This window comes from Cellulosimicrobium funkei (genome assembly GCF_900155925.1).
GTDB lineage: Bacteria > Actinomycetota > Actinomycetes > Actinomycetales > Cellulomonadaceae > Cellulosimicrobium > Cellulosimicrobium funkei.
The window spans coordinates 877,796-900,871 of record NZ_FTMI01000001.1 but is presented as its reverse complement, the minus strand read 5'-3'; the positions used below and the strand labels follow the sequence as shown (position 1 = coordinate 900,871).

19 protein-coding genes are annotated in these 23,076 nt (G+C 75.1%); 11 read left to right on the top strand and 8 right to left on the bottom strand.

Annotated features, from left to right (window positions below):
• Window positions 1–2,946: a helix-turn-helix transcriptional regulator gene (locus tag BXA05_RS20640; RefSeq protein WP_280174297.1), complete on the bottom strand. Its 2,946-nt coding sequence runs from the start codon at window positions 2,944–2,946 to the stop codon at window positions 1–3.
• A 131-nt stretch (window positions 2,947–3,077) separates the two neighbouring features.
• Window positions 3,078–3,221 carry a hypothetical protein gene (locus BXA05_RS19940; protein ID WP_158097151.1) on the bottom strand — a complete coding sequence of 48 codons (144 nt, stop codon included), beginning with the start codon at window positions 3,219–3,221 and terminating at the stop codon, window positions 3,078–3,080.
• Window positions 3,222–3,498: 277 nt separating this feature from the next.
• Here BXA05_RS19940 and BXA05_RS03885 point away from each other — a divergent pair, with 277 nt between their 5' ends.
• A complete protein-coding gene (locus tag BXA05_RS03885; protein WP_076403962.1) occupies window positions 3,499–4,647 on the top strand; it encodes a zinc-dependent alcohol dehydrogenase in 1,149 nt (382 codons plus the stop codon).
• 11 nt (window positions 4,648–4,658) lie between these two features.
• A complete protein-coding gene (locus BXA05_RS03880) occupies window positions 4,659–5,285 on the top strand; it encodes a hypothetical protein (protein ID WP_244550371.1) in 627 nt (208 codons plus the stop codon).
• A 96-nt stretch (window positions 5,286–5,381) separates the two neighbouring features.
• On the opposite strand, the gene BXA05_RS03875 is transcribed toward BXA05_RS03880, so the two are convergent.
• Window positions 5,382–6,167, bottom strand: a complete 786-nt coding sequence (locus BXA05_RS03875) for a carbonic anhydrase (RefSeq protein ID WP_076403961.1) — start codon at window positions 6,165–6,167, stop codon at window positions 5,382–5,384.
• A gap of 253 nt (window positions 6,168–6,420) precedes the next feature.
• Here BXA05_RS03875 and BXA05_RS03870 point away from each other — a divergent pair, with 253 nt between their 5' ends.
• Window positions 6,421–7,113 carry a hypothetical protein gene (locus BXA05_RS03870; protein ID WP_021480893.1) on the top strand — a complete coding sequence of 231 codons (693 nt, stop codon included), beginning with the start codon at window positions 6,421–6,423 and terminating at the stop codon, window positions 7,111–7,113.
• 86 nt (window positions 7,114–7,199) lie between these two features.
• Entirely contained in the window at window positions 7,200–7,520 is a 321-nt protein-coding gene (locus BXA05_RS03865; protein WP_076404117.1) for a UBP-type zinc finger domain-containing protein, read from the top strand.
• A gap of 48 nt (window positions 7,521–7,568) precedes the next feature.
• Here the strand turns inward: BXA05_RS03865 and BXA05_RS03860 are convergent, their stop codons facing one another.
• A complete protein-coding gene (locus BXA05_RS03860; RefSeq protein ID WP_076403960.1) occupies window positions 7,569–7,892 on the bottom strand; it encodes an STAS domain-containing protein in 324 nt (107 codons plus the stop codon).
• Window positions 7,893–8,325: 433 nt separating this feature from the next.
• Between BXA05_RS03860 and BXA05_RS03855 the strand changes: the two genes are divergently transcribed.
• Entirely contained in the window at window positions 8,326–11,835 is a 3,510-nt protein-coding gene (locus BXA05_RS03855) for a LamG-like jellyroll fold domain-containing protein (RefSeq protein WP_211435815.1), read from the top strand.
• 90 nt (window positions 11,836–11,925) lie between these two features.
• Here BXA05_RS03855 and BXA05_RS03850 read toward each other — a convergent pair whose 3' ends face one another.
• The gene (locus BXA05_RS03850) at window positions 11,926–13,686 is read right to left on the bottom strand and encodes a SpoIIE family protein phosphatase (RefSeq protein ID WP_076403958.1); all 1,761 of its coding nucleotides are present in this window, start codon (window positions 13,684–13,686) and stop codon (window positions 11,926–11,928) included.
• A 203-nt stretch (window positions 13,687–13,889) separates the two neighbouring features.
• On the opposite strand from BXA05_RS03850, the gene BXA05_RS03845 reads away from it, so the two are divergent.
• From BXA05_RS03845 to BXA05_RS03830, 4 genes are all read left to right on the top strand, one after another.
• On the top strand, window positions 13,890–14,231 hold the full coding sequence (locus BXA05_RS03845; protein WP_211435814.1) for an S-adenosylmethionine decarboxylase family protein: 342 nt from the start codon (window positions 13,890–13,892) through the stop codon (window positions 14,229–14,231).
• Window positions 14,228–14,983, top strand: coding sequence for a DUF4178 domain-containing protein (locus BXA05_RS03840; RefSeq protein WP_143311024.1), 756 nt, complete (start codon window positions 14,228–14,230; stop codon window positions 14,981–14,983). Before BXA05_RS03845 ends, BXA05_RS03840 begins: the two co-directional genes overlap by 4 nt.
• Window positions 14,984–15,062: 79 nt before the next feature.
• On the top strand, window positions 15,063–15,293 hold the full coding sequence (locus BXA05_RS03835; protein ID WP_034656213.1) for a DUF350 domain-containing protein: 231 nt from the start codon (window positions 15,063–15,065) through the stop codon (window positions 15,291–15,293).
• Between the two features lie 2 nt (window positions 15,294–15,295).
• Entirely contained in the window at window positions 15,296–16,912 is a 1,617-nt protein-coding gene (locus BXA05_RS03830) for a polyamine aminopropyltransferase (RefSeq protein WP_083711362.1), read from the top strand.
• A 27-nt stretch (window positions 16,913–16,939) separates the two neighbouring features.
• On the opposite strand, the gene BXA05_RS03825 is transcribed toward BXA05_RS03830, so the two are convergent.
• The 3 genes from BXA05_RS03825 to BXA05_RS03815 are packed head-to-tail and all read right to left on the bottom strand — an operon-like array spanning window position 16,940 to window position 20,855.
• A complete protein-coding gene (locus BXA05_RS03825) occupies window positions 16,940–19,552 on the bottom strand; it encodes a LuxR C-terminal-related transcriptional regulator (RefSeq protein ID WP_076403956.1) in 2,613 nt (870 codons plus the stop codon).
• A gap of 6 nt (window positions 19,553–19,558) precedes the next feature.
• Window positions 19,559–19,786, bottom strand: a complete 228-nt coding sequence (locus tag BXA05_RS03820; protein WP_034656217.1) for a hypothetical protein — start codon at window positions 19,784–19,786, stop codon at window positions 19,559–19,561.
• Between the two features lie 49 nt (window positions 19,787–19,835).
• Window positions 19,836–20,855 (bottom strand): LLM class flavin-dependent oxidoreductase, encoded by a 1,020-nt coding sequence (locus BXA05_RS03815; protein WP_076403955.1) that lies wholly within the window; start codon window positions 20,853–20,855, stop codon window positions 19,836–19,838.
• Between the two features lie 101 nt (window positions 20,856–20,956).
• On the opposite strand from BXA05_RS03815, the gene BXA05_RS03810 reads away from it, so the two are divergent.
• Window positions 20,957–22,111, top strand: coding sequence for a serine hydrolase domain-containing protein (locus tag BXA05_RS03810; protein WP_076403954.1), 1,155 nt, complete (start codon window positions 20,957–20,959; stop codon window positions 22,109–22,111).
• 104 nt (window positions 22,112–22,215) lie between these two features.
• The gene (locus tag BXA05_RS03805; RefSeq protein WP_074804653.1) at window positions 22,216–22,950 is read left to right on the top strand and encodes a DedA family protein; all 735 of its coding nucleotides are present in this window, start codon (window positions 22,216–22,218) and stop codon (window positions 22,948–22,950) included.
• Window positions 22,951–23,076 lie beyond the last annotated feature (126 nt).

The window sequence follows — 23,076 nt, the reverse complement described above, 5'->3', positions numbered from 1 at the left end:
TCAGACCTCGAGCAGGCCGCGCTGGTGCGCGAGCGAGACGGCCTCGGCGCGCCCCGACGCCCCGAGCTTGGCGAGGACGTTCGACACGTGCACGCTCACGGTCTTCCCGGAGATGAACAGGCGCTCGCCGATCTGCCGGTTGGTCAGGCCCTGCGCGACGAGCAGCAGGACCTCCTCCTCGCGCTCGGTGAGGACGGCCGTCGTGGACCGGCGGACGCCCGGCAGGTCCAGGCGACCGCGCCGCCCGAGCGCGCGGACCGCCTCGGCGAGCGGCGCCGCGCCCATGGCCTCGGCCTCCTCGAGCGCCTGCGCCGCCTCGATCTCGGCGGCGTTGCGGTCGCCCGCCCCGAGCAGGGCCTGGGCCCACCGGAACCGGGACCGCGCGACCTCGTACCGGTAGCCGTAGTCGAAGAGGCGCGTCGTCTCCTCCCACAGCGCGGGGTCGTCCGTGCCGGTGAGGCGGGAGTGCTCCGCCGCCGCGCGCGCGAGCCACGCGCGGCCCTCCGGCCCGAGCCGCCCCCCGCGGGGGCGGCCGCGCTCGGCGGTCGTGCGGGCGGCGTCGAGCAGCTCGGCCCCGCGGGCGACGAGCTCGCGGACCGTGGCGGCCCCGGCCGCGCCCTGGAGGCGGGCGGCGTCCGCGGCGTCGGCGAGGGCTGCGAGCGCGAGGGCGGAGATCCAGATGCGGCCCAGGAAGTAGTCGCTCCACGTGCGGCCCAGGTGGTCGACGAGCTCGACGGCGAGCGCCACCGCCTCGTCGCGTCGCCCGGCCCACGTGAGGGCGTCGATCGAGCACCCGCCCGAGATGAGCGCGATCTGCCCGTCCCGGAACCAGTCGCGCCGCAGCGCCGTGCCCCGCGCGATCGCGTCCGCGTCGCCGCGCGCGACGGCGGCGTAGAGCTGGACGCACGACAGCTGCGGCGCGGAGCCCTCGGGCATGGTCTCGCCCGCGGTGTCCGTGGGGGTGAGGTCGCCGAGCACGTACCGGACGAGGTCGCGGAACAGGCGCAGCTCGACGCCGTACGCGCTCCACCCGAGGCCGGTCGCCCGCGCGCGGTCGAGGCCGTCCTCCGTGACCTGGAGGGCCTCGTCGATGCGGCCCGCGTAGTAGCGGTTCGCGGCGATGTTGTACCAGCAGCGCAGCTCGGTGAGGATGTCGCCCGCCTCGACCGCGCGCTCGCGGGCCTGGGCCAGCAGCACCGCGGCGCGGTCGTCGTCCGCGACCTCGAGGATCGCCATCGTGGTCAGCACGTCGGCCTCGACGTCGGGCGCGTCGAGGCGGTGCGCGACGTTGATCGCCTCCGCCGCGACCTCGGCGGCGAGCTCGTCGAGGTCGGCGTTCATCGCGGCGCGCGCCCGCATGGCCAGCGTCCACGCGCGGTCGAGCGACGGCGGCTCGACGGGCAGGACGGCGAGCGCCGCCTCGGTGTGCGCGAGGGTCTCCTCGACCTCCTCCGCGCCGAGCAGGTACCGGGACAGCACGTGCCGCAGCGACGCCTGCCGCATCGGGTCGTCGGCGGTGCCCTCGACGACGCGCCGCGCCAGCGCCACCGCGCGGTCCGGCTCGCCCGCGCGGCTCGCGGCCCCGGCGGCGGCGAGCGCGACGGTGACGCGGTCTTCGCCGAGGAGGGTCGCGGCGTCGGGCACGGCCTGCCACAGCGCGAGCACCTGCTCGAGGTGCCGGAGCTCCTCCGCGGGCGCGAGCACGCGCGCCGCCTTGCGCGCCGCGGCGCGCGACGCGGTGAGCGCGGCCGGGAGGTCGTGCGCGGCGAGCGCGTGGTGGGCCCGCAGGGCGGGGGAGCCGAGCTGCGGGTCGTCGTCGAGCGCGGCGAGGTAGGCGCGGTGCACGCCGACGCGCTCGCCCGGGAGCAGGTCGGACGCGACCGCCTCGGCGAGCAGCGCGTGCCGGAACACGACCGTGTCGCGCGCGCCGTCGCCCTCGACCGCGAGGACGTGGTGCGCGATGGCCTCGCGCAGCGCGGCGTCGAACGGGCGCCCGGACGACCGGTCCGCGGGCTCGCCCGCGTCGGTGTCCCGCGCCAGCGCGGCCCGCAGGAGCGGCTCGCTCACCTGACGTCCCGAGACCGACGCGACGCGCACGAGGTGCTGGACGGCGGGGTCGAGCCCTTCCAGGCGGGCGCGCAGCACGTCCGCGAGCGACCACGGCAGCTCGTCGCCCAGGCCCGACTCGACGAGCTCCTCCGCGAAGTAGGCGTTCCCCTCGGAGCGCGTGCGCACGGACTCGAACGCGGCGGGCGGCAGCGGGCTGCCGGCGAGCGCCGTCGTGAACTCCCGCAGCTCGCGCTCGGTGAAGGGCGAGAGCTGCACGTGCTCGACGCGCGGGTGGCGCAGCAGCTCCGCGAGCACCGGGCGCAGGGGGTGGCGGCGGTGCAGGTCGTCCGCGCGGTAGCTCGCGACGACGAGGACGTGCTCCGCGCGCAGGCGTGCGACGACGAAGCGCAGGACGTCGCGGCTCGACGGGTCCGCCCAGTGCAGGTCCTCGACGACGAGCACGAGCGGCGCCTCGGGCGTCCCGGACGCCGCGATCGCGGCGGCGACGCTCTCGAAGAGCTGGAGGCGCTCGCCCTGGCTCTGCTCGTCGTCGGCCGGGGTGCCGGCGTCGAGCAGGCGTGCGAGCGCGGGCCGGGCCGCGACCGTCTCGTCGACGGCGGGGTGCTGGGCGCGCAGGGTGGTGAGCGCCTCGGAGAAGGGGAGGTAGGGGAGGCCGACCTCGCCGAGGTCGACGCAGTGGCTCCACACCACCGTCGCGCCCGTCCCGGCCGCGAGCTCCGCCGCGCGCGTGAGCAGGCGCGTCTTGCCCACCCCCGCGTCCGCACCGACGAGCACGACGCCCGGCTCGCCGCGGCGCGCGCGCTCGACCGCCGCGGCGAGCACGTCGAGCTCGGCCGCGCGGGCCACGAAGGGCGCGCGCGTGGAGGGTCGGGGCACGGTCCCCATCCTCGCAGCGGGCACCGACACGTGACCAGCCGATCGGCCGCCCCCGGCAGGGCGGGACCCCTCGTCGGACACGACGACGCCGCCGGCGAGAGGTGCCTCGTCGGCGGCGTCGGGCGGCGCGGTCACCGCGCCGGGTGGTCGTGGCGACGACGACGGCCGCGCCACCAGTGCAGCAGCGCGGGCTCGTCGTGCCGCAGGTCCGCCCGCAGGCGCTCGGCGCGGTACTCGAGGTCCGCGTCGAACGTCGGATCGATGTGCGTGCTCATGGTCGTCCCCGTCTCCCAGGCTCCCTGCCTGTCCGAGACTCACAGTCGTCCTGAGCACCGGGCCGTCGCATCGGTCGACCGCGCACCGTTCGTCCGGGGGTGCCTTAGGCCGGGCGTCGCCCGTGGCCTGAGGCGTCTGAGGTGGGCTCCCGCGTCTAAGGCATCGGCGCGTCCGTCCGTGTCCGGTCCTGGGGCGGTCGCGGTGCTCCCCGCCCTGAGATGCGGGTGCCGGGGTCGCGCGCACGCTGGGAGACCAGCCGAGCACCGAGGAGCCACCATGCGAGCGATGACGTACCGCGGGCCGTACAAGGTCCGGGTCGAGGAGAAGCCGGAGCCGGTGATCGAGCACCCGAACGACGCCGTCGTCCGGGTCACGCGGGCGGCGATCTGCGGCTCCGACCTGCACCTCTACCACGGGATGATGCCTGACACCCGGGTCGGCCACACGTTCGGCCACGAGATCGTCGGGGTCGTCGAGGAGGTCGGGCCGTCGGTGCGGAACCTCAGCGTGGGGGACCGCGTGATGGTGCCGTTCAACATCTACTGCGGCTCGTGCTTCTTCTGCGCGCGGGGCCTCTACTCGAACTGCCACAACGTCAACCCCAACGCGACGGCGGTGGGCGGCATCTACGGCTACTCGCACACGACCGGCGGGTACGACGGCGGCCAGGCGCAGTACGTCCGCGTCCCCTTCGCGGACGTCGGGCCGTCGGTGATCCCGGACTGGCTCCACCCCGAGGACGCGCTCCTGTGCACCGACGCGCTCGCGACCGGGTACTTCGGCGCGCAGCTCGCCGAGATCGCCGAGGGGGACGTCGTCGTCGTCCTGGGTGCCGGCCCGGTCGGGCTCTTCGCGGCCCGCACGGCGTGGCTGCTCGGCGCGGCGCGCGTCATCGTCGTCGACCACCTCGACTACCGGCTCGCCAAGGCCCGCGAGTTCGCGCTCGCGGAGACGGTGAACTTCACCGAGGTCGACGACGTCGTCGTGCACCTCAAGACGGAGACGGACTGGCTCGGCGCCGACCGCGTGATCGACGCCGTCGGGGCCGAGGCCGACGGCAACCTGCTCCAGCACGTCACGAGCGCGAAGCTCAAGCTGCAGGCCGGGTCGCCGGTCGCGCTCAACTGGGCGATCGACGCCGTGCGCAAGGGCGGCACCGTCTCCGTCATGGGCGCCTACGGCCCGCTGTTCACGTCGGTGAAGTTCGGCGACGCGATGAACAAGGGGCTCACGCTCCGCATGAACCAGGCCCCCGTGAAGCGGCAGTGGCCCCGACTCCTGGAGCACGTCCGCGCGGGCTACCTCACGCCGCGCGACGTCATCACCCACCACGTGCCGCTCGAGCACATCGCCGAGGGCTACCACATCTTCTCCGCCAAGCTCGACGGGTGCATCAAGCCCGTCGTCGTCGTGGACGAGGACTGAGGAGGAGCACCATGACGCACGCCGCACCGCTCGACCCGACCACCGCGACCCGGCCCCCGGCCACCGAGACGCCGTACGTCGCCGGCCCCGCACGGCGACCCGTGGACGCCGACGCGCTCCGCGCCCGCGTCCCCGGCTGGGGCGTCGACCTGGACCCGAGGGACCGGCCGTCGTACCCGCGCGAGGTCTACGACCCCGCGGCCACGGGTGCCCACTGGGACGTCCCGGAGCAGCAGCCCGAGCTCCGGCCGCGCGAGCGGTCGGTCGAGCACGCGCACCTCACCCCGGTGTTCGGCACGTCCGTGCCGCTGCACGGGGCGTCCGGGGCGGTCCGGCGGTACGCGTACCGCCGGTTCAGCGAGGGCCGGGCGGCCCACTGGCTGCTGCTCCTGGCGGGCGATCGCGTCGACGCCGTCGAGAGCCACCTGCGGTCGTTCGCCTCCCTGCACCCGGACGACCCGGTGACCGAGACCGGCGTCGTCGGCGAGCTCCACGGGCACGGGATCCGGTCGCGGCGCGGGCGGGTCGACACGCGGCACCAGGTCCTCGACCCGGTCCTCGTGGCGGGGCCGTGGGTCGCGGCGGCCGGGGTCGGGGTGTGGGCCCTGCGGGCGCTCGTGCGCCGCGCCCGGCACTGAGACCGGCACTGAGACCGGCACCGAGACCGGCGGCGCGACCGGCACCGCGACCGGCACCGAGACCGGCGGCGCGGGACGCGGCGACGCGACCCGCGGTCAGTCCGTCTCCAGCTCCGTCGCGTGGACCGGTCGTCCGCCGAGCGGCTGGACCGGGCGCGCGTTGCCCCGGGGGAACTCGGGCCCGTCGAAGAGCTCCTCCAGCCCGCTCACCTGTCCCGACGAGAGCGGGCGGACGTCCTTCGCCACGAACCACGTGACGGTCTCGGAGCAGGGCGGCGTCGTGAGCGACCCCGCGTAGGAGTAGACGTCCAGGTCGTCCGGGACGACGCGGTCGAGGGCGAGCGTGACCCGGCGCGCGTCGTCCTGCGGGGAGCCCGGCAGGTCGGACAGGACCGGGTGCAGCGCCGCGTCCGCCGCACGTTCGCGGTAGAGCAGGCCCACGACCGCCAGGCTGCCGTCCGGCGCGGCATGGACCAGGTGCAGCTCCACGGGCTGCGCCACCCCGGAGAGACGGTGCTCGCTCGGCGTGTGGAAGTGGAGCTGACGCAGCTCGTAGGCGGTGCCGCCCACGTCGAGCGTGCCCGCGCCGGCCGGCACGTCGACCTGCACGGTGTGCCCGGTGTGCCGCACCGTCACCTCGCTCGACCGCGCGTAGTCCAGCGTGACGCCCTCGACGGGAGTGCCGTCGGCATCGACGGCGGACCCCCGACGGATGTCGACCGGCGACTGCGCGGCGCCCTCGCAGGTCGGGTAGTGGTCGCGCCAGGTCTCCGGTCCTCGCTCGGCGTAGTCCCAGCCGCCCGAGGCGGACGCCGGGACCAGGAAGCCCGTCGCCACGACGGCGACGCCCACGGCGGTCGCCCGTACTCCGGTCCTGCGCACGGCACGAGTCATCCTCGACGCCTCCCCTCGTCGTTCCGACGCGGCCGGGCGGGCGCTCGGTCGCGTCCAGGACGCTAGGAGCGTCCCGAGACGCTGGACAACACCCCTACGTGCTCTCCGTACGCGGCCGCGCGCGGGGGTACGGGACGACCCGTACCGATCGTGCTGTGTCGTGCGTCACTCCTCCCGTTGCCAACGGCGGGACCCCGGCGCAGACTGGACAAAGGACCGGACCCGCTGTGGGGGTGACCTCGTGACCGACACCTACGACATGCTGCCGATGCTGGGCCGTGGCAAGCACCGCAACCCGAAGAAGGGTGCGTGCTTCATGGAGCTCGCGTCGTATCTCGCGGGAGAGCGCTGGAGCGACCATCCACGGTGCACCCATCCGCTGCTCGCGATGCTCGCGCGCGCCGTGAACGACCTCACGGTCGACCCGGAGCGTCCGAGGCTCGCGCCGCTCATCCCGTCCGTCATCGGGCTGACGAGCGACGACCCGCACTGGGACGTGCGCATCGCGCTGCGCGCCGCCGTGACGGCGCTGCCGATCGCCCCGGCGGACCGGCAGCAGACGCTCGCGGTGGCGATCATCGGTGCCGAGAAGATGCTCGACGTCCTCGACGACCGCCCCGCGGGCACGCTGAGCGCGGAGTCGGCCGACGCGCTCGCGAGCTGCCCGCGCACCGCGCGGTGGGCGCAGCGGTTCTGCGAGGGCGCGCGACTGCGGCCCACGCGGTTCGTGCGCGACGCCGCACCGAGCATCATCTCCGCGGCGGTGCAGGGCATCGCCGAGGCGTGCGTGAGCGACCCGGACGAGCGCCTGCGCGCGCTGCTGTCCGCGACGATCGACGACTGCCGCGCCTGGGCTGCGGCAGAACCCGCGCCCGCTCTCGACCCCGAGGCGTGGGCGCCGGTCGTCCGGGCCGCCGGGGCGGGGGCGCGGTGACGACGGACCGCGCGCCGAACGTCAACGGCGAGGGTCTCGACGACCCTGCGCTCGCGGCCGCCCTCGCCACCGCGGTACGTGTCGAGGTGCCGCCGAGCGGCACCGGGTGCGCCGAGTGCGACGAGGCCGGCGGCTGGTGGGTGCACCTGCGCCGGTGCGCGACGTGCGGGCACGTCGGCTGCTGCGACACGTCGCCCGCGCAGCATGCGACCGCGCACTACGACGAGACCGGCCACCGGCTCATGCGCTCGTTCGAGCCGGGTGAGGAGTGGTACTGGGACTTCGAGACCGAGCAGGTGCTCGAGGGCCCGCACCTCGCCGCGCCGCTGTCCCGGCCGCCCGAGCAGGGGTCGCCCGGCCCTGCCGACCGCGTGCCGCCCGACTGGACGTCGCTCATCCACCGCTGACGGGGCGCTGCCGGCGCAGCCCGGACAGGCCCGCGGAGCGGCCGGTGCTCAGGGCGAGGTGCTCCACAGGAACAGGTCGGTCGCCCCGGCGAGCGCGAGGGCGTCTCGGACGTAGTCGCTGCAGCCCAGGATCGTCGGCGGGGCGGGCGCGCCGGCGGCGATCAGGAGGAGGCCGACGCCGGCGGAGTCCAGGAACGTGACTCGCGAGGCGTCGATGTGCAGTGGTCCACCGGTCGTGCCCAGGCGGTGCTTCGCGGCCTGGACGACCGCGTAGTCGACCTCGCCCCAGAGCTCCCACGTGTCGGCCGTGGCGTGCAGGCCCCCGTGCAGCGGGTCGGTGGGATGTACGGCCGGGGTGCTCTCGTGAGCCATGCGGGTGCCTGTTTCTGTGGAGGCCGGCCGACGCGGGAACTCTGTCGGCTCCCAACCTCCCACACTTGCGGCGTCAGCGGGCCGCCGACCCTCACGCCCGAGGCGGTCGCGCACCACCTCGACCTCTCGCGCACGCGCCGACGAGGCGGCGCGGCGCCTGCCCCCGCGACCCCGATCTGGTGTTCCGTGGTGTGACCTGTTGTCTTTTTCTGGTGGAAGTTGTTTGATTCTGGGGAGACGTTGTGCGGTGCGCCAAGGACGGCGACCGCCGGAGCATCGGTGCCCGGTTCGCCGCCGCGTCGTGCAGTCCCTGGATTCACTCGACGAGGAGGAAGCACGGATGCAGTCCATGACAGCGGTAGCACCCCCACGGGGCAGACCGGCGAGGATCCTGGCGGCGGCACTGGCCGCCGCGCTCACGGTGCCCCTGGCCGTGGCGACGGCGGCGGGGGCGACCGCGACGCCGTCGGCCCCGACCGACGAGGCCACGCAGGACGTCGCGGCCCAGGACCTCGACAACGGGCTCAAGGGCGAGTACTTCCTGTCCGGCGGACCCGGCTGGCCGCTCACCGACCTCAAGGCCACGATCCCCGACCAGCGGATCGAGTTCCCCAACCTGGTCCCGACGTTCGCCGAGCTCACCGGCCGCGGCGAGCGCACGTCCGCGCGCTGGACGGGGCAGATCACGCCCGACTACAGCGAGGCGTACACGTTCTCCGCGATCGGCGACAACGGGTTCCGGCTGTGGATCGACGACCGGCTCGTCATCGACCACTGGGTCGACGACTGGGACGTCGAGCAGACGTCCGCGCCGGTGCAGCTCCAGGCGGGCCAGGAGTACGCGTTCCGCATGGAGATGTTCCAGAACACCGGCGGGTCGCACCTCCGGTTGCGGTGGCAGAGCCCTTCGCAGCAACGTGAGATCGTGCCGACCGACGCCTTCACGTACCCCGACGACTTCGTCGTCTTCCCCGCGCAGGCCGCGCTCGAGAGCGACGGCACGAGCCTCAACGTGGCGTTCGAGGGCGCCGCGGGCGGCGTCGACGAGAGCCTCGTCGACCACCTCAAGGTCCAGGTCGACCAGCTCGCGTGGCCCGTCGCGCAGGTCGCGGTGCAGGGCGACGTCCTCGGCATCACGCTGGCCGAGCCCGTCGACCGCGCGTCGACCGCGCGCCTCGTCTACGACGGCGAGGGCGACCTGACGGTCGGCGGCGAGAAGGTCGGGCCGCTCAACCTGCCGGTCACGAACGGTTCCGAGTTCCGGATCCAGACCCCGTGGGCCGACGACTTCGACCCGACGAACCCGCTGCCGGAGTACCCGCGTCCCCAGCTCACGCGCGACGCGTGGCAGAACCTCAACGGCGTGTGGCAGTTCGAGGCGGCGGAGTCCGACGACGCCGTGCCGAGCGGCCGCGACCTCGACGAGGAGATCGTCGTCCCGTACGCGGTCGAGTCCGCGCTGTCGGGCATCGAGCGGCGTGAGGACGACATGTTCTACCGCCGCACGTTCGAGGTGCCGCAGGACTGGGCGGTCGGGAGCGACAACCGGCTGCGCCTGAACTTCGGTGCGGTCGACTACGTCGCGACGGCGTACGTGAACGGCCAGGAGGTCGGCACGCACCGCGGCGGCTACGACGCGTTCTCGTTCGACGTCACCGACGCGCTCGTCGCGGGCGCGGAGCAGGAGCTCGTCGTGCGCGTCGTCGACACGACGGACGGCAGCAACCAGGCCGTCGGCAAGCAGACGCTCAACCCGGGCGGCATCTTCTACACCCCGACGTCGGGCATCTGGCAGACGGTGTGGATGGAGCCCGTCCCGGCGGCGGCGATCGACGCCGTCGTCACGACGCCCGACGTCGAGGCCGGCGTCCTGGCGGTGACCGCGCAGTCGGCCTCCGCGTCCGACGCGGCCGAGGTCACCGCCGTCGTGCGGGACGCGGACGGCACCGAGGTCGGCACCGCGACCGGCGCCGCGAACGAGCTGCTCGCGGTCGAGATCCCGGACGCGCACCTGTGGTCGCCCGACGACCCGTACCTCTACGACGTCGACGTCACGCTCACCGACGGGGACTCGACCGACACCGTGGCGTCGTACGCGGGCATGCGCTCGATCGAGGTCTCCGAGGTGGACGGCGTCCAGCGCATCCTGCTGAACGGCGAGAGGACCTTCCTCATGTCGACTCTCGACCAGGGCTACTGGCCGGACGGCATCTACACGCCGGCGTCCGACGAGGCGTACGTGTTCGACCTCCAGGCGCACAAGGACCTGGGCTTCAACACGGTGCGCAAGCACATCAAGGTGGAGCCGGCCCGCTGGTACCACCACGCCGACACGCTGGGCCTCATGGTCTGGCAGGACATCCCGAGCGGGTGGTTCGACAACGGCGACACGGACCCGGCGTCGCGCGTCTTCTGGGAGCAGGAGATGAAGACGATCATCGACCAGCACCGCTCGGTGCCGTCGATCGTCGGCTGGGTGACGTTCAACGAGGGCTGGGGCGAGTGGAACCTGGCCGACACGGCGCGGATCGGGAACACGATCGACGCCTACGACCCGAGCCGGATCCTCAACACGCACTCCGGCTACAACTGCTGCGCGTCCAAGGGTGACTCGAAGACGGGCGACATCATCGACTGGCACCAGTACACCGGCCCGGCCCTGCCGAAGCCGGACGCCACGCGCGCCGCGATCGACGGCGAGCACGGCGGCTTCTCGATGAGCGTCCCGGGCCACATGTGGCCGGGCGTGTCCGCCAACCCGTACGGCGGCGTCGCGAACAGCGAGGCCCTGACCGACGCGTACGTGCAGAACACCGAGAAGCTCGTGCGGCCGGCGCAGTGCTACCTGTCCGGCTCGGTGTACACGGAGATCTCCGACGTCGAGAACGAGCTGAACGGCTTTTACACGTACGACCGGCGGGTCCTCAAGATGGACGCCGCGCGCGTCAAGGACGCCAACGAGCGGGTCGTCGCGGCGGCCGTGCAGGGCTCCGCGCCCGTCGACCCGGGCACCCCGGGGCTGACCGGCACGGGCCGCTGGTCGTTCGACGAGGGCCAGGGCACGACGGCGGCCGACGGCGTCGGCGACCACGCGGCGTCGGGCACGGGCACGTGGGTCGCCGGTCACGGCGACAGCGGGTCCGCGATCAGGCTCGACGGCACGAACCAGTCGTTCGCGACCGAGGGTCCCGTGGTCGACACGACCGGCTCGTACACGGTGTCCGCGTGGGTCCAGCTCGACAAGACGCCCGGTGGCGCGTGGTCGACGATCGTCGGCCAGGACTCGGTCACGGGCTCGAGCGCGTTCTACCTCCAGTACGGCGGGGGCGGCCGGTGGGCCTTCTCCTACGACGGCGAGCCGCGCGCGGAGTACGTCGTGCAGCCCGTGCTGGGCGACTGGTACCACGTCGTGGGCGTCCGCGACGCGGCCGACCAGAAGCTCAAGCTCTACGTCAACGGCGAGCTCGTCGGCCAGTCCGACGTGTGCGGCGGCACCACGCCGTCCGGTCCGCTGACGATCGGGCGCGGGCAGTGGAGCGGCAACCCGGTCGACTACTGGCCGGGCACGATCGACGACGTGCGCGTCTTCGACCGCGCGCTGTCCGATGCCGAGGTCGCCCAGGTCTACGCCGGCGACGACGGCGAGGAGCCGACGCTCGACGTGACCGTCACGGCCGAGACCCGCTGCCTCGCGGGCAAGGCCTACGTGGCCGTGCGCGCGACGAACGGCGAGGACGTCCCCGTGGACGTCACGCTCGCCACGCCGTTCGGGACCAAGGCGGTCACCGCCGTGGCCCCGGGGGCGAACGCGTACCAGTCGTTCGCGGTGCGCGCCCCGTCCGCAGAGGCGGGCGAGGCGACCGTCACCGCCACGGCGACGGTCGACGGCGAGCAGGTCAGCACGGAGGTCGTCGCGCCGTACGCCGCGACCACCTGCGGCTGACGGCCGACCGGCGCCGCCGAGCGGCGCCGGCCCGGGGTCGTCCCTCGCCCGTCACGGGCGGGGGACGACCCCTCTCCCGTGGTTGCCGGGTCAGACGACGGCTGCGCGGTGCTCGGTCGACGCGTCGGCGACGGCGTCGGCGTGGTCGGTGACGGGGACGTCCTGCGGGCCGGTCCGGAGCACGACGAGCGCGACGTCGTCCTCGCCCGGCCCCGGCAGCATCCGCGTCAGCGCCGCCTCGACGACCTCCTCGATGGGCCCGCGGTGCGTGCCCTCCAGCGCGCGGGCGAGGTCGGCCAGGTCGTCGCGCAGGTTGTGGCCGCGACGCTCCACGAGCCCGTCGGTGTACAGCACGAGCGTGTCGTCCGGGTAGAGCTCGACCGTGTGCTCGGTCCGCACGGTGCCCGACGAGAGGCCGAGCGGCAGGTCGTTGCGCCGCGTGAGCGTGTCGACGCGGCCGTCCGCCCGGACGAGCATCGGCGGCAGGTGCCCCGCGCTCGACCACCGCACCGTCCGGGCCCCGCGGCGACGCTGCTCCGGGCTCTGCTCGATGCGCGCGAGGATCACCGTCGCGATCGCGCCGCTCCCGAGCGCGAGCCCCTGCACGGCCGCGTCGACGCGCTCGAGGACGCGCGCGGGCGACGCGCCGCTGTCGTAGCCGATCGCCCGCACCAGCCCGCGCAGCTGCCCCATCATCACGGCCGCCGCCAGGTCGTGGCCGACGACGTCGCCCACCACGAGGGTCGTCGCGCCGTCGGGCGTCACGAACCCGTCGTACCAGTCGCCGCCGATGTCGCGGTCGAGCGCGGCGGGCTGGTAGTGCACCGCGACCTGGAGGTGGTCGGGGTCGGGCGGCTCGGTGAGCACCGCCTGCTGGAGCGCGAGCGCGACCTCGCGCATCTGCGCCGTCTGCTCCTCCGAGCGCTCGACCCGCAGCCGCAGCGCGTCCATCGTCGTGCGCAGGCGGACCGCGTCGCGCAGCGCGGCCCCGACCGTCGCGGCCAGGCCGGCGAGGTACCGCGCGTAGTCGCGGTCCCAGGGGCGCAGCGGGCTCGCCCGGAGCACGAGGATCCCGGCCACGCCGCCGCGCACCGCGTCGCGCAGCGGCTTGACGACGAGACCCTGCGAGACGATGCGCTGGCGGGTCCGGAACACGCGCTCGACGAGGCGGGTCTCCGCCGGCTCCGCCTCCGGGCCGACCGACCCGACCACGCGGGGGCGCGCGCCGCGCACGTCGTAGAACGCGGCGCGCGCGACGTCGGGGCTCCCGGCGAGGACGTCGAGCACGGGGCGGCCGAACGTCGCCAGGTCGGTGAACGTCGTCGGGAGCGCGCCCTGGAGCTCCCCGAGCATCGCGAGGCGGCGTTGGTTGACGACCGCCAGGGTCGTCTCCGTCGAGATGTCGAGCACGCCCGCGATACGGCCGTCGTCGTCCCGCAGCGGGCTGTAGGAGAAGGTGAAGAACGTCTCCTCGTCGTAGCCGGAGCGGTTCATCACGAGGTGCAGGTCCCGGTCCGACGACGCGCGCCCGGTGCGCAGGACCTCGTCGAACAGCGGCCCGACCTCGTCCCAGATCTCCGCCCACACCACCGCCGCCGGGGCGCCCAGCGCGCCCGCGTGCTTGGCGGTGCCGAGCATCTCCTCGTAGCCGTCGTTGTAGATCAGCGTGAGGTCCGGCCCCCAGACCAGCATGACGGGGAACCGCGTCGAGAAGCACAGGCGGACGGCGTGGCGCAGCGCCTCGGGCCACTCGTCGGGCGGGCCCAGGGGCGTCCGCTCCCACGCGACCTCGCGCGCCTGCCGACCCACGGCGCACTGCGCCGTGGCGTCGACGAACCACTCGGCATCCATCCGCGCATCGTAGGCGAACGGCGGTCGCCCGCCCCCTGGACGGCGTCCGCCCGTGCGGGCGGGCGGCCGGTCTCGCGCGGCGGGTCCGCCCGTCGGTCGACGCCGCAGGTCGGCTAGGGTGTGCGCGGCCCGACGGCGGCCACCGGACCGCGGGCCGCTCGCCCGCGCCGGCCGGCAGGACCGAGACCGACAGGGGCGTGGACGTGCAGCGCAACCTCGTCCACGTGTTCGACGTGACGGGCGCGGACCCGGCGCTGCTCGACGACGACCCGACCGTCCGCCGCTGCCTCGACGCGATCGTCCGCGAGGCCGGGATGACGCCGCTCGGGGAGGTGTCCCACCGCTTCGAGCCGCAGGGCACCAGCGTCGTGCTGCTGCTCGCGGAGTCGCACCTCGCCGTGCACACCTGGCCCGAGGACGGCACGGCCTACGTGACCCTCACGACGTGCCGCGCCCCGGCGTCGGCCACGTTCACGGACGACGTGCGCGCGCTCCTCGCCGCGGAGCTCGGCGCCGCCGACGTCGCCGTGCGGAGCCTCGTGTGAGCAGGACGCCCCGCCCGCGGCTCGCGATGCGCGTCGGCGAGCACCTCGTCGGCGCCCCGCCGCAGCGCGCGACGCCGCGCGCCGTCGCCGTGCTCTCGACCGTGCACGGCGGCTCCACGTTCACGTGGGAGGAGTGGCAGCTCCTCGCCCACGACGGCTCCGACGTGTGGGTCGAGTACGACCACGACACGCGCGACGTGACGCTCCTGCACCCGACCGAGCCGTGGCCGCCCGTCGTCGACCTCTCGGGCCTGCAGACCGGCCGGACCCTCGGGCTGACCCTCGAGGGGCGCCAGCACACGCTCACGGTGCGCGAGCACGGGACGGGGCGCGTCGAGCACGTCGAGGGGCAGTTCGCCGAGCCGTTCGCCGTCGGGCAGGAGGTCGAGTACGTCGACCTCTCGGCCCGCGGGACGATCGTGTCGATCGAGCGCACGACCGGACCGCTCGGCCCCGTCACCTCCGTCTACCACGGGCGCCGTCTCGACAGCGCCGAGCAGAAGCGCCTGTTCGGGCGTCGCGTCGCGCCCCGCACGGTCCCCGGCGGGCGGTTCGTCGCCTTCGCGGTCGCGGCGGTCGTGCTGCTCGGTCTCGGGTCGTGCGCCGCCCGCGCCGCCTCGGGCAGCGCGTCGTGCACGCCCCGGTCCGTCGTCACGACGTCGCCCACCACGGGCCAGGTCGCCACGACCGACGACGGCACGTGCGTGCGGCGCACCGTCTACGGCGGGGGCGGCGGAGGGCTCGGCAAGTGACCCGACCCGCGCCGGCCCGTCCCGGCCCCGAACCCCTGCACCCGTCCGCCCGTCCCACGACCCGAACCCGGGAGACCCCGTGATCTCAGCCGCCGCCCCGCTGGCGTTCCTCTGGTCCTTCTTCTCGACCGTCCTCTACTCGGTGCTCGGCATCGTGCTGCTGCTCGTCACGCTCGTGGTCGCGAACAAGGTGTTCCGGCTCAACCTGCACCGCGAGCTCGTCGACGAGCACAACGTCGCGTTCGGCGTGATGATCGCGGGCCTCGCGGTGGCGATCGGCCTCATCATCGCGGGGACGATCAGCTCCTGACCGTGCTCGACCAGCAGGAGGTCCCGCCCGGCGGCCCGCCGGGGGCGGACGCGGCCGCGGACCGCGACGCGCCCGCCGGGCGCTCGGGGGCGCGCCACATCGACCGACCGACCGTGTTCGCCGCCGCGCTGCTCGTCGCCGTCGGCGGGCTCGTCTACGAGCTCATCCTCGGGACGGCAGCGTCGTACCTGTTCGGCGACTCGGTCGTCGCGTTCTCCGTCGCGACGGGGCTCACGCTGTTCGGCATGGGCCTCGGCTCGCTCCTCGCGCCGCGTCTGCAGCGCACCGCGGGGCTGAGCTTCGTGCGCAACGAGCTCGTGCTCTCGCTCCTCGGCGGGACGTCGGTGCTCGCGCTGTTCTGGGCGTACGCGGCGACGGAGCTCGCGTGGGTCGTGTTCGTCGTGCTGTCGCTCGCGATCGGGACGGCGATCGGCGTCGAGATCCCGCTCCTCGTGGCGGTGCTCAAGGAGCGGGGGAGCGAAGGCTCCGTCTCGCTGCTGTCGAAGGTGCTCGCGCTCGACTACTTCGGCGCGCTCGCCGCCTCGCTGCTGTTCCCCTTCCTGCTGCTCCCCTACCTCGGCCTCGTGCGCACCGCGTTCGCGGTCGCGGTGCTCAACGTCGCCGTCGCGGGGTTCATGCTCGCGCGCATGGGCCACCCGCCGCGGTGGTCGGTGCTCGCGGGCGTCACGCTCGTCGTGCTCCTCGCCGGGTTCGCGGCGTCGTCGTGGCTCGAGGCGCGCATCAGCGCGGGGATGTACCAGGACCCGGTCGTCGCGCAGGAGCGCAGCGCCTACCAGCAGATCGTCGTCACCGAGTACCAGGGGGATACGCGCCTCTACCTCGACAACCAGCTCCAGTTCTCCTCCGTCGACGAGGCGCGGTACCACGAGACGCTCGCGCACGCGGCGATGACGTCGGTCGCGGCGCCCGCGTCCGTCGCGATCCTCGGCGGCGGCGACGGCCTCCTCGCGCGCGAGGTCCTGCGCTACGGCTCGGTCCAGGAGGTCACGCTCGTCGACCTCGACCCCGCCGTCACCGACCTCGCGCGCGAGAACCGGCTCCTCACCGCCGTGAACGAGCACGCGCTCGACGACCCCCGCGTCACGGTCGTCAACGCCGACGCGTTCCGCTGGGTCGAGGACACGCCGCAGACGTTCGACGTCGTGCTCGTCGACCTCGTCGACCCCTCGTCCGAGCGTGTCGCCAAGCTCTACTCGCAGGAGTTCTACGGCATGGTCGCCGCGCACCTGCGGCCCGGCGGCGCGTTCGCGACGCAGGCGACGTCGTCGTACTTCACGCCCGACGCGTTCTGGCAGGTGGTCTCGACCGTCCGCGCCGCGGCGCCCGGGCGCACCGTCGTGCCGCTCACCGTCAACGTGCCCTCCTTCGGGGAGTGGGGCTTCGCGCTCTCGCTCCCGGGCGGACCGGCCGACGTCGTGCCCGGCCCCTTCGCGCGCACGCCCCTCCCGGAGGGGCTGCGCTTCCACGACGCCGCGTCCCTCGCGGCGACCACGCGCCTCCCGGCCGACAACCCGCCGCGGGACCTGCCGCCGTCGACCCTGCTGTCCCCGACGGTCCAGCGCACGTACCAGGAGGACATGCGCGCCTGGCGCTACTGATGCGGCGCGGCGGGACGACGACGGTCGTCAGAGCACGGACGGGAGCTGGTCGCGCGAGGTGATGCCCAGCTTCCGGAAGATCCGGTAGACGTGGTTGTCGACGGTGCGGTCGCTGAGCACGAGCTCGCGCGCGACGTCCTTGTTGCTCAGCCCGCGCGCGACGAGCCGGGCGACCTCGCGCTCGCGCGGGCTCAGGGTGTCCACGGGCGCGACCGGCGGCACGAGCAGGTCCAGCTCCTCGCCCGCGGTCGCCACGAGGGCGCGGAGCCGGTGCGCCTCGTCGGTGGCGAGGGCCGTGCGACCGTCGTCGCGCAGCAGCCGGACGGCGGCCGCGTGGGCCTGGGTGCCGTGCAGCACGAGGCCGCGGGCGCGCAGGTCGTCGGCGGCCGCGAGGAGCGCCTCGGGCGAGCGGTCGGCGGCGGCGGTGACGTAGCGGCCGAGGGCGGGCAGGAGCGTGCCCTGCGCGGCGGCCGCGTGCTCCGCGACCCGCCGGGCGCGACGCGCGTCGGGCCAGAGGGTCACGAGCCAGGCCGCGTCGAAGAGTGCGGCGAGCAGGTACCCGCGGCGGTCCATCGCCTCGACGAGATCCCACGCCGCGCGCGTCGCGGCCTCGGGCCCGGCCTGGCCGGTCGCCAGCGCGAGCTCCGCGGCGAGCGGGTGCGGCCGGGCGAGCGGCGTGGACGCCGCGAGGAGCTGCAGCGCGTCGAGCTGGTGCGCGAGCGAGCGCGCGCTCGTGACGTTCCCCTCCCGGAGCGAGAGCTCGGCGCCGAGGCAGCGCAGTCCCGCGCGCGTGCTCGGGCGCAGGGGCGCGTGCGCGCCGGCGGCGAAGACGCTCGTCAGGTGCTCGCGCAGGGTCGTGAACCGGCCCTGGAGGTAGAGGCCGAGGGCGACCACGTAGCCGTGCGGCTCGAACTCCCAGACCGCGAACCGGTCCCGCGCCTGGTCCAGGAGGCGGCGCGAGCGCTCGACGGCCGCCTCGACCTCTCCGGCGCACAGCAGCGTGAACGAGCGCCACGAGGCGCCGTCCTGGCGGTCGGCGGCCTGCGGCACGACGAGGTCGTCGAGCATCTCGGCCGCGTCGTCGCACCGACCCCGGGCGAGCAGCACCTCGGCACGGACGAGCCCCACCACGTCACCGGGCCCGACGAGCAACGACGCGGTCGACGGCGGCTCCGCGCTCTCGTCGGTCGCGGGACGGGGGAGCGGGGGCGGGAGCTCGGCGGACGGTCCCGTGCCCTCGACGTCGCCGACCGCGAGCAGGACGTGCTGGGCGACCGCGATCAGGACGGCGTCGTCGGCCTCCGTGGTCCCGGCCGGCTCCAGCAGCGCGAGGGCCGCGTCGCGCTCGTGGCGCACGACCGCGCGGTAGACGGCCTCCCACGCGACGAGGAAGCTCTCGCGACCGGGCTCCTCGGGGACGAGGTCGTGCGCGCGCGAGAGCACGTGCTCCACCACGTCGGGCGCGGTGTCGTCGTTGACGAGCGCCTCGAGGTACCGGACGGTGTTCCGTGTGGTCGGGGTGCGCTCCCACGCGTCCCGGCTCGCGAGCAGCTGGGCGGCGGCATGCCGCCGCAGGGCGCGACCGAGGATGGCCGCCGACTCGCGCGACGCGGCCCAGCCGGTCGGGACGGCGGCGTCGGCGGTGCGCGCGAGGGGGTCCCACTCGTCCGCCCGGCCGCTGCCGAGCGCGTCGGCGACCTGCTCCGCCGCGCGCAGCGCTCGTGCGCCCCCCGACTGCCGGAGGAGCTCCCCGACGAGCGGCGGGTAGAGCGTCACCGTCGTGCGACCTTCGGCCTCGACGAAGCGGACCAGGCCGTGGTCGTCGAGCGCGACGAGCACGGGCCAGGGCAGGAACCGGTGCACCGTCCCGAGCTCCGCGGCGCCGGTCGCCGCGAGCGCCCAGACGCCGTCCACCTCCTCGGGCGACAGCCCGCTGACCAGGCGGCCGACGTCGCCGGCGAGCGCCGAGGTCACCAGGTCGCGGCGCGCGACCCAGGTCCCCGACTCCTCGACGAGGCGGCCGGCGCGCCGGGCCTCGGTGGCGACGGACCGGACCAGGCCGGGCAGGCCGCCGGACAGGCCGTACAGGCGACCGGCGACACCGGCGTCGAGGTCGCCGCCGAGCAGCGCGCTCGCGGTGGCGTGCATCTCCTCGAAGGCGAGGGGCGGCATCGGCAGCGCGGTCGCGGGTCGGCCGCCGAGCACGGTCTCGACCGGGGCCGCGGGGTAGGGCGGGCGCTGGCTCAGCACGACGGTGGCGTCCTGGCGGGCGGAGACCGCCCCGAGGACTGCGGCGGAGGTGTCGTCGAGCGCGTCGGCGTCGTCCGCGAGGAGGACCGCCGGCCCGGTGCCGAGCGCCCGCTCGACGGCGTCGACCGCGCGCCCGAGCGACACGGGCTGGCCGGGGGCGGCGTCGAGCACCCCGGCGAGGACGAGCGACTCGAGCGGACGCGGGGCGCCGGGGCCGACGCCCACGAGGGACAGGACGTGCCGGTCGTCGTCGAGGACGGCGGCCCGGACGCGCGCGAGGAGCGTGGACCGGCCGGAGCCCGGGAGCCCGGAGACCACGACCGACGTGCCCTCGCGCACCGCGCCGAGCACGATGTCGACGAGGGACGCGCGCGGCCCCGGGGCGCTCATGGGGGGTCAGGCGCGTGTCCGCTGCCGTTGTGCGCGGGCCTGCGCGTCGCGGTAGACCCGCAGCCGCTCGACCTGGAGCTCGCCGAGCGTCGGGGCGTCCACCTCGTCGGCGAACGCCTCGGAGAGCTGGCGGAGGATGTCGGTCTCGAGGGCGTCGAGCTCCTCGAGCCGACGGCGGTCTCCCGGGCTCAGCAGGGGCCACGTCTCGGTGTAGGTCGGTGCGTGCTCGCTCACCTGCCCATGGTCGGCTCTCCGGCGCGGTCTCGCAGGTCGACGGCGGCCGTCAGACGGCGGGGCGGGTCACCGCGGCGAGCGCGTCGAGCGCACTGAACGGGTCGTCGGGCCGGGCCGGGTCGGCGCTGGTGGCGACGAGGACGACGCTCGACACCCCGCCCGCGCCGAGCTCGGCGAGCCGCGCGCGGAAGGCCTCGGGCGACCCGACGACGGCGAGCGCGTCGACCCACGCGTCGGGCATCGCGGCGGCGAAGTCGTCGGGGGTGGCGCTCGCGTCGCGCAGGGCGCGGAACGCGTCGGCGAAGGGCAGCGGGTCGATCTGGGCGGACCAGTCGGCCTCGCCGAGGACCGCGAGGTAGGGGCGGACGATCTCGCGGGCCGTCGCGACGTCGTCGTGCACGGCGCCGACGGAGAACGCGACGACGCGGTGCGCGGGCGGGGCCGCGTCCCCGGCGCTCGCGCGCCCGGCGTCGATCGCGGCGCGCGCGACGGCGAGGTACTCGGGGGTCACGGGCATGTCGAGGATGGTCCCGTCCGCGACGCGGCCCGAGACCTCGAGCGACCGCGGGCCACGCACGCCGGCGAGCACGGGCGGCGGCGAGGCGGGCGGGGCGTGGAGGGCGACGTCGTCGACGGACACGTAGCGGCCCGCGACGCTGACGCGCTCGCCGTGCAGCAGGGCGCGCACGGTCGCGGTGGTCTCCTCGAGCATCGCGAGCGGGCTCGCGGGCCACACGCCGATCTGCCGCATCCACGCCGGCATGCCGTGCCCGAGCCCGAGGTGCAGGCGGCCGGGGTGCAGGGCGGCGAGCGTGCCGGCCTCCATCGCGGCGGTCGACGGCGCACGCGTGGCGGCGGGCAGGATCCCGATGCCGACGGTGAGGCGCTGGGTCGCGGCGAGGACCGTCGCGGCCTGCGCGATCCCGCCGTGGAAGGTGAGGTCCTCGACGACCCACAGCTCGTCGAGGCCGACCTCCTCCGCGCGGCGCGCGAACGGCACGATGAGGTCGGCGGGGAGCTCGCGCGGGAGGATCACGCCGAGCGCGGGGGTCGTCGTCGAGGTCGCCATGCGGCGACCGTACCGTGATAGCGCTCCCACCCGTGACGACGTGCGGCTCTCCGGGACAAAAGTCCTGGCCGGGAGCGCCCCGGCCCGCCTACGGTCGGGCCATGACCGCGCTCGACGACGCCGCTCTCGCCGCCCTCGACACGCACCTGCGCTCCGCCGCGGACGCCGACGACTTCTCCGGCGTCGTGCGGGTCGAACGCCACGGCGAGGTGCTGCTCGAACGCGCCTACGGCGTCGCGTCGCGCCGCTGGGGCGTCCCGGTCCGCACGAGCACGCGGTTCGACGTCGCGTCCGTCACCAAGCTCTTCACCGCCGTCGCGGTGCTCCAGCTCGTGGGCGACGGCCGGCTCGGGCTCGACGCCCGCGTCCACGACCACGTGGACCTTGCGGGCACGACCATCCCGCGCGAGGTGACGATCCGGCACCTGCTGACCCACACGTCGGGCATCGCGGACGACGCCGACGAGGAGGCGGGGGAGTCGTACGAGGAGCTGTGGGTCGACCGGCCGAGCTACTCCGTGACGCGCACGGCAGACTTCCTGCCCGGGTTCGTCCACAAGGAGCCGAACTTCGCGCCCGGCGAGGGGTGTCGCTACTGCAACGTCGGCTACGTCCTCGCCGGCCTCGCGCTGGAGTCCGTCACCGGGACGACGTACCGCGACCACGTCCGCGAGCACGTGTTCGCGCGCGCGGGCATGGACCGCTCCGGGTTCTTCCGCATGGACGAGGCCGAGCCGGACGTCGCGGAGGGCTGGGAGCCCGTGCACGAGGGCCCGGACGACGACGGCCCCGTCACCGGGTGGCGGCAGAACGTCTACTCCTACCCGCCCGTCGGCTCGCCCGACGGCGGCGCGCACGTCACGGCGCGCGACCTCGCCCGGTTCTGGGCGGCGGTGCGCGACGGCGAGCTCCTGCCGCCCGACCTCACGCGCGCGTTCCTCACCCCGCAGGTGCTGCACCACGAGGGCGGGACGGGCGCGACGGACGGGGCCGAGCCCGCACCGAGCGTGCACTACGGCTTCGGGCTCGAGCTCGAGCTGCTCGCGGACGGGTCGGTGCGCTCGGCGTACAAGGACGGCATCAACACGGGCGCGAGCGCGATCCTGCGCCACTACCCGGACCCGGTGGGCCCTGCGGACGGCCCGGACGCGCTCCCGCCGGCCGGGGCGCCGGGCGTGACGGTCGTCGTGCTGTCGAACAGCGAGGCGGGCGCCTGGGACCCGATCCGCCGCCTCGACGCGCTCGTCCGCGGCTGAGCGGGCCGGTCCCCTGCACGTCCCGCGCCTCCGCACGAGACCTCCACACCCTTCCGGCCGCATCGGCGCTCGCGCCACCGACCGCTCGCCTAGGCTCGTGTCCCATGCCCTCCGGACTCTCCGCCGCCCTGACGGCCGCCGTGCCCGCCGCCACGACGGCGGAGCCCGCTCTCGACGGCGTCGCCGGCTGGGCGGTCAACCTCATGGAGACGCTGGGCCCGGTCGGGGCCGCGATCGCCATCGCGCTCGAGAACCTGTTCCCGCCGCTGCCGAGCGAGATCATCCTGCCGCTCGCGGGCTTCACGGCGAGCCAGGGGAGCTTCGGGCTCGTCGAGGCGATCCTGTGGACGACGGCGGGGTCCGTCGTCGGCGCCCTCGCGCTCTACGCGGTCGGGGCGATCATCGGGCGCGAGCGCACGCGGTGGATCGCGGAGCGCCTGCCGCTCGTCAAGGTCGAGGACGTCGACCGCACCGAGCAGTTCTTCCTCCGGCACGGCAGCGCGACGGTCTTCTTCGGCCGCTTCATCCCCATCTTCCGCAGCCTCATCTCGATCCCCGCCGGGGTCGAGCGCATGCCCCTGTGGAAGTTCACCGCGCTCACCACCGCCGGCAGCGCCGTGTGGAACACGATCTTCGTCTACGCCGGGTACGCGCTCGGCGAGCAGTGGCACGTCGTCGAGGAGTACGCGGGCGTCCTGCAGAAGGTCGTCATCGCCGTCGTCGCGGCGGCGGTCGTGTGGTTCGTCGTGACGCGCGTCTGGCGCTGGGTGCACGACGACGAGCGGCCCGCCCACGCGCGCGGCCGTCGGGACGCGGCGCCCGCGCGCGACGAGGCCTGACCACCGCGACCACGCGCGACGGCGCCTGACCGCCTCGCCCGGACGTCCGGAGCCGTAGGCCCGCCCGCGCGGTGCGCGCCGCGGTGGCGGATGATCGGAACGTGCCCGCCCCGACCGAACGGCCCA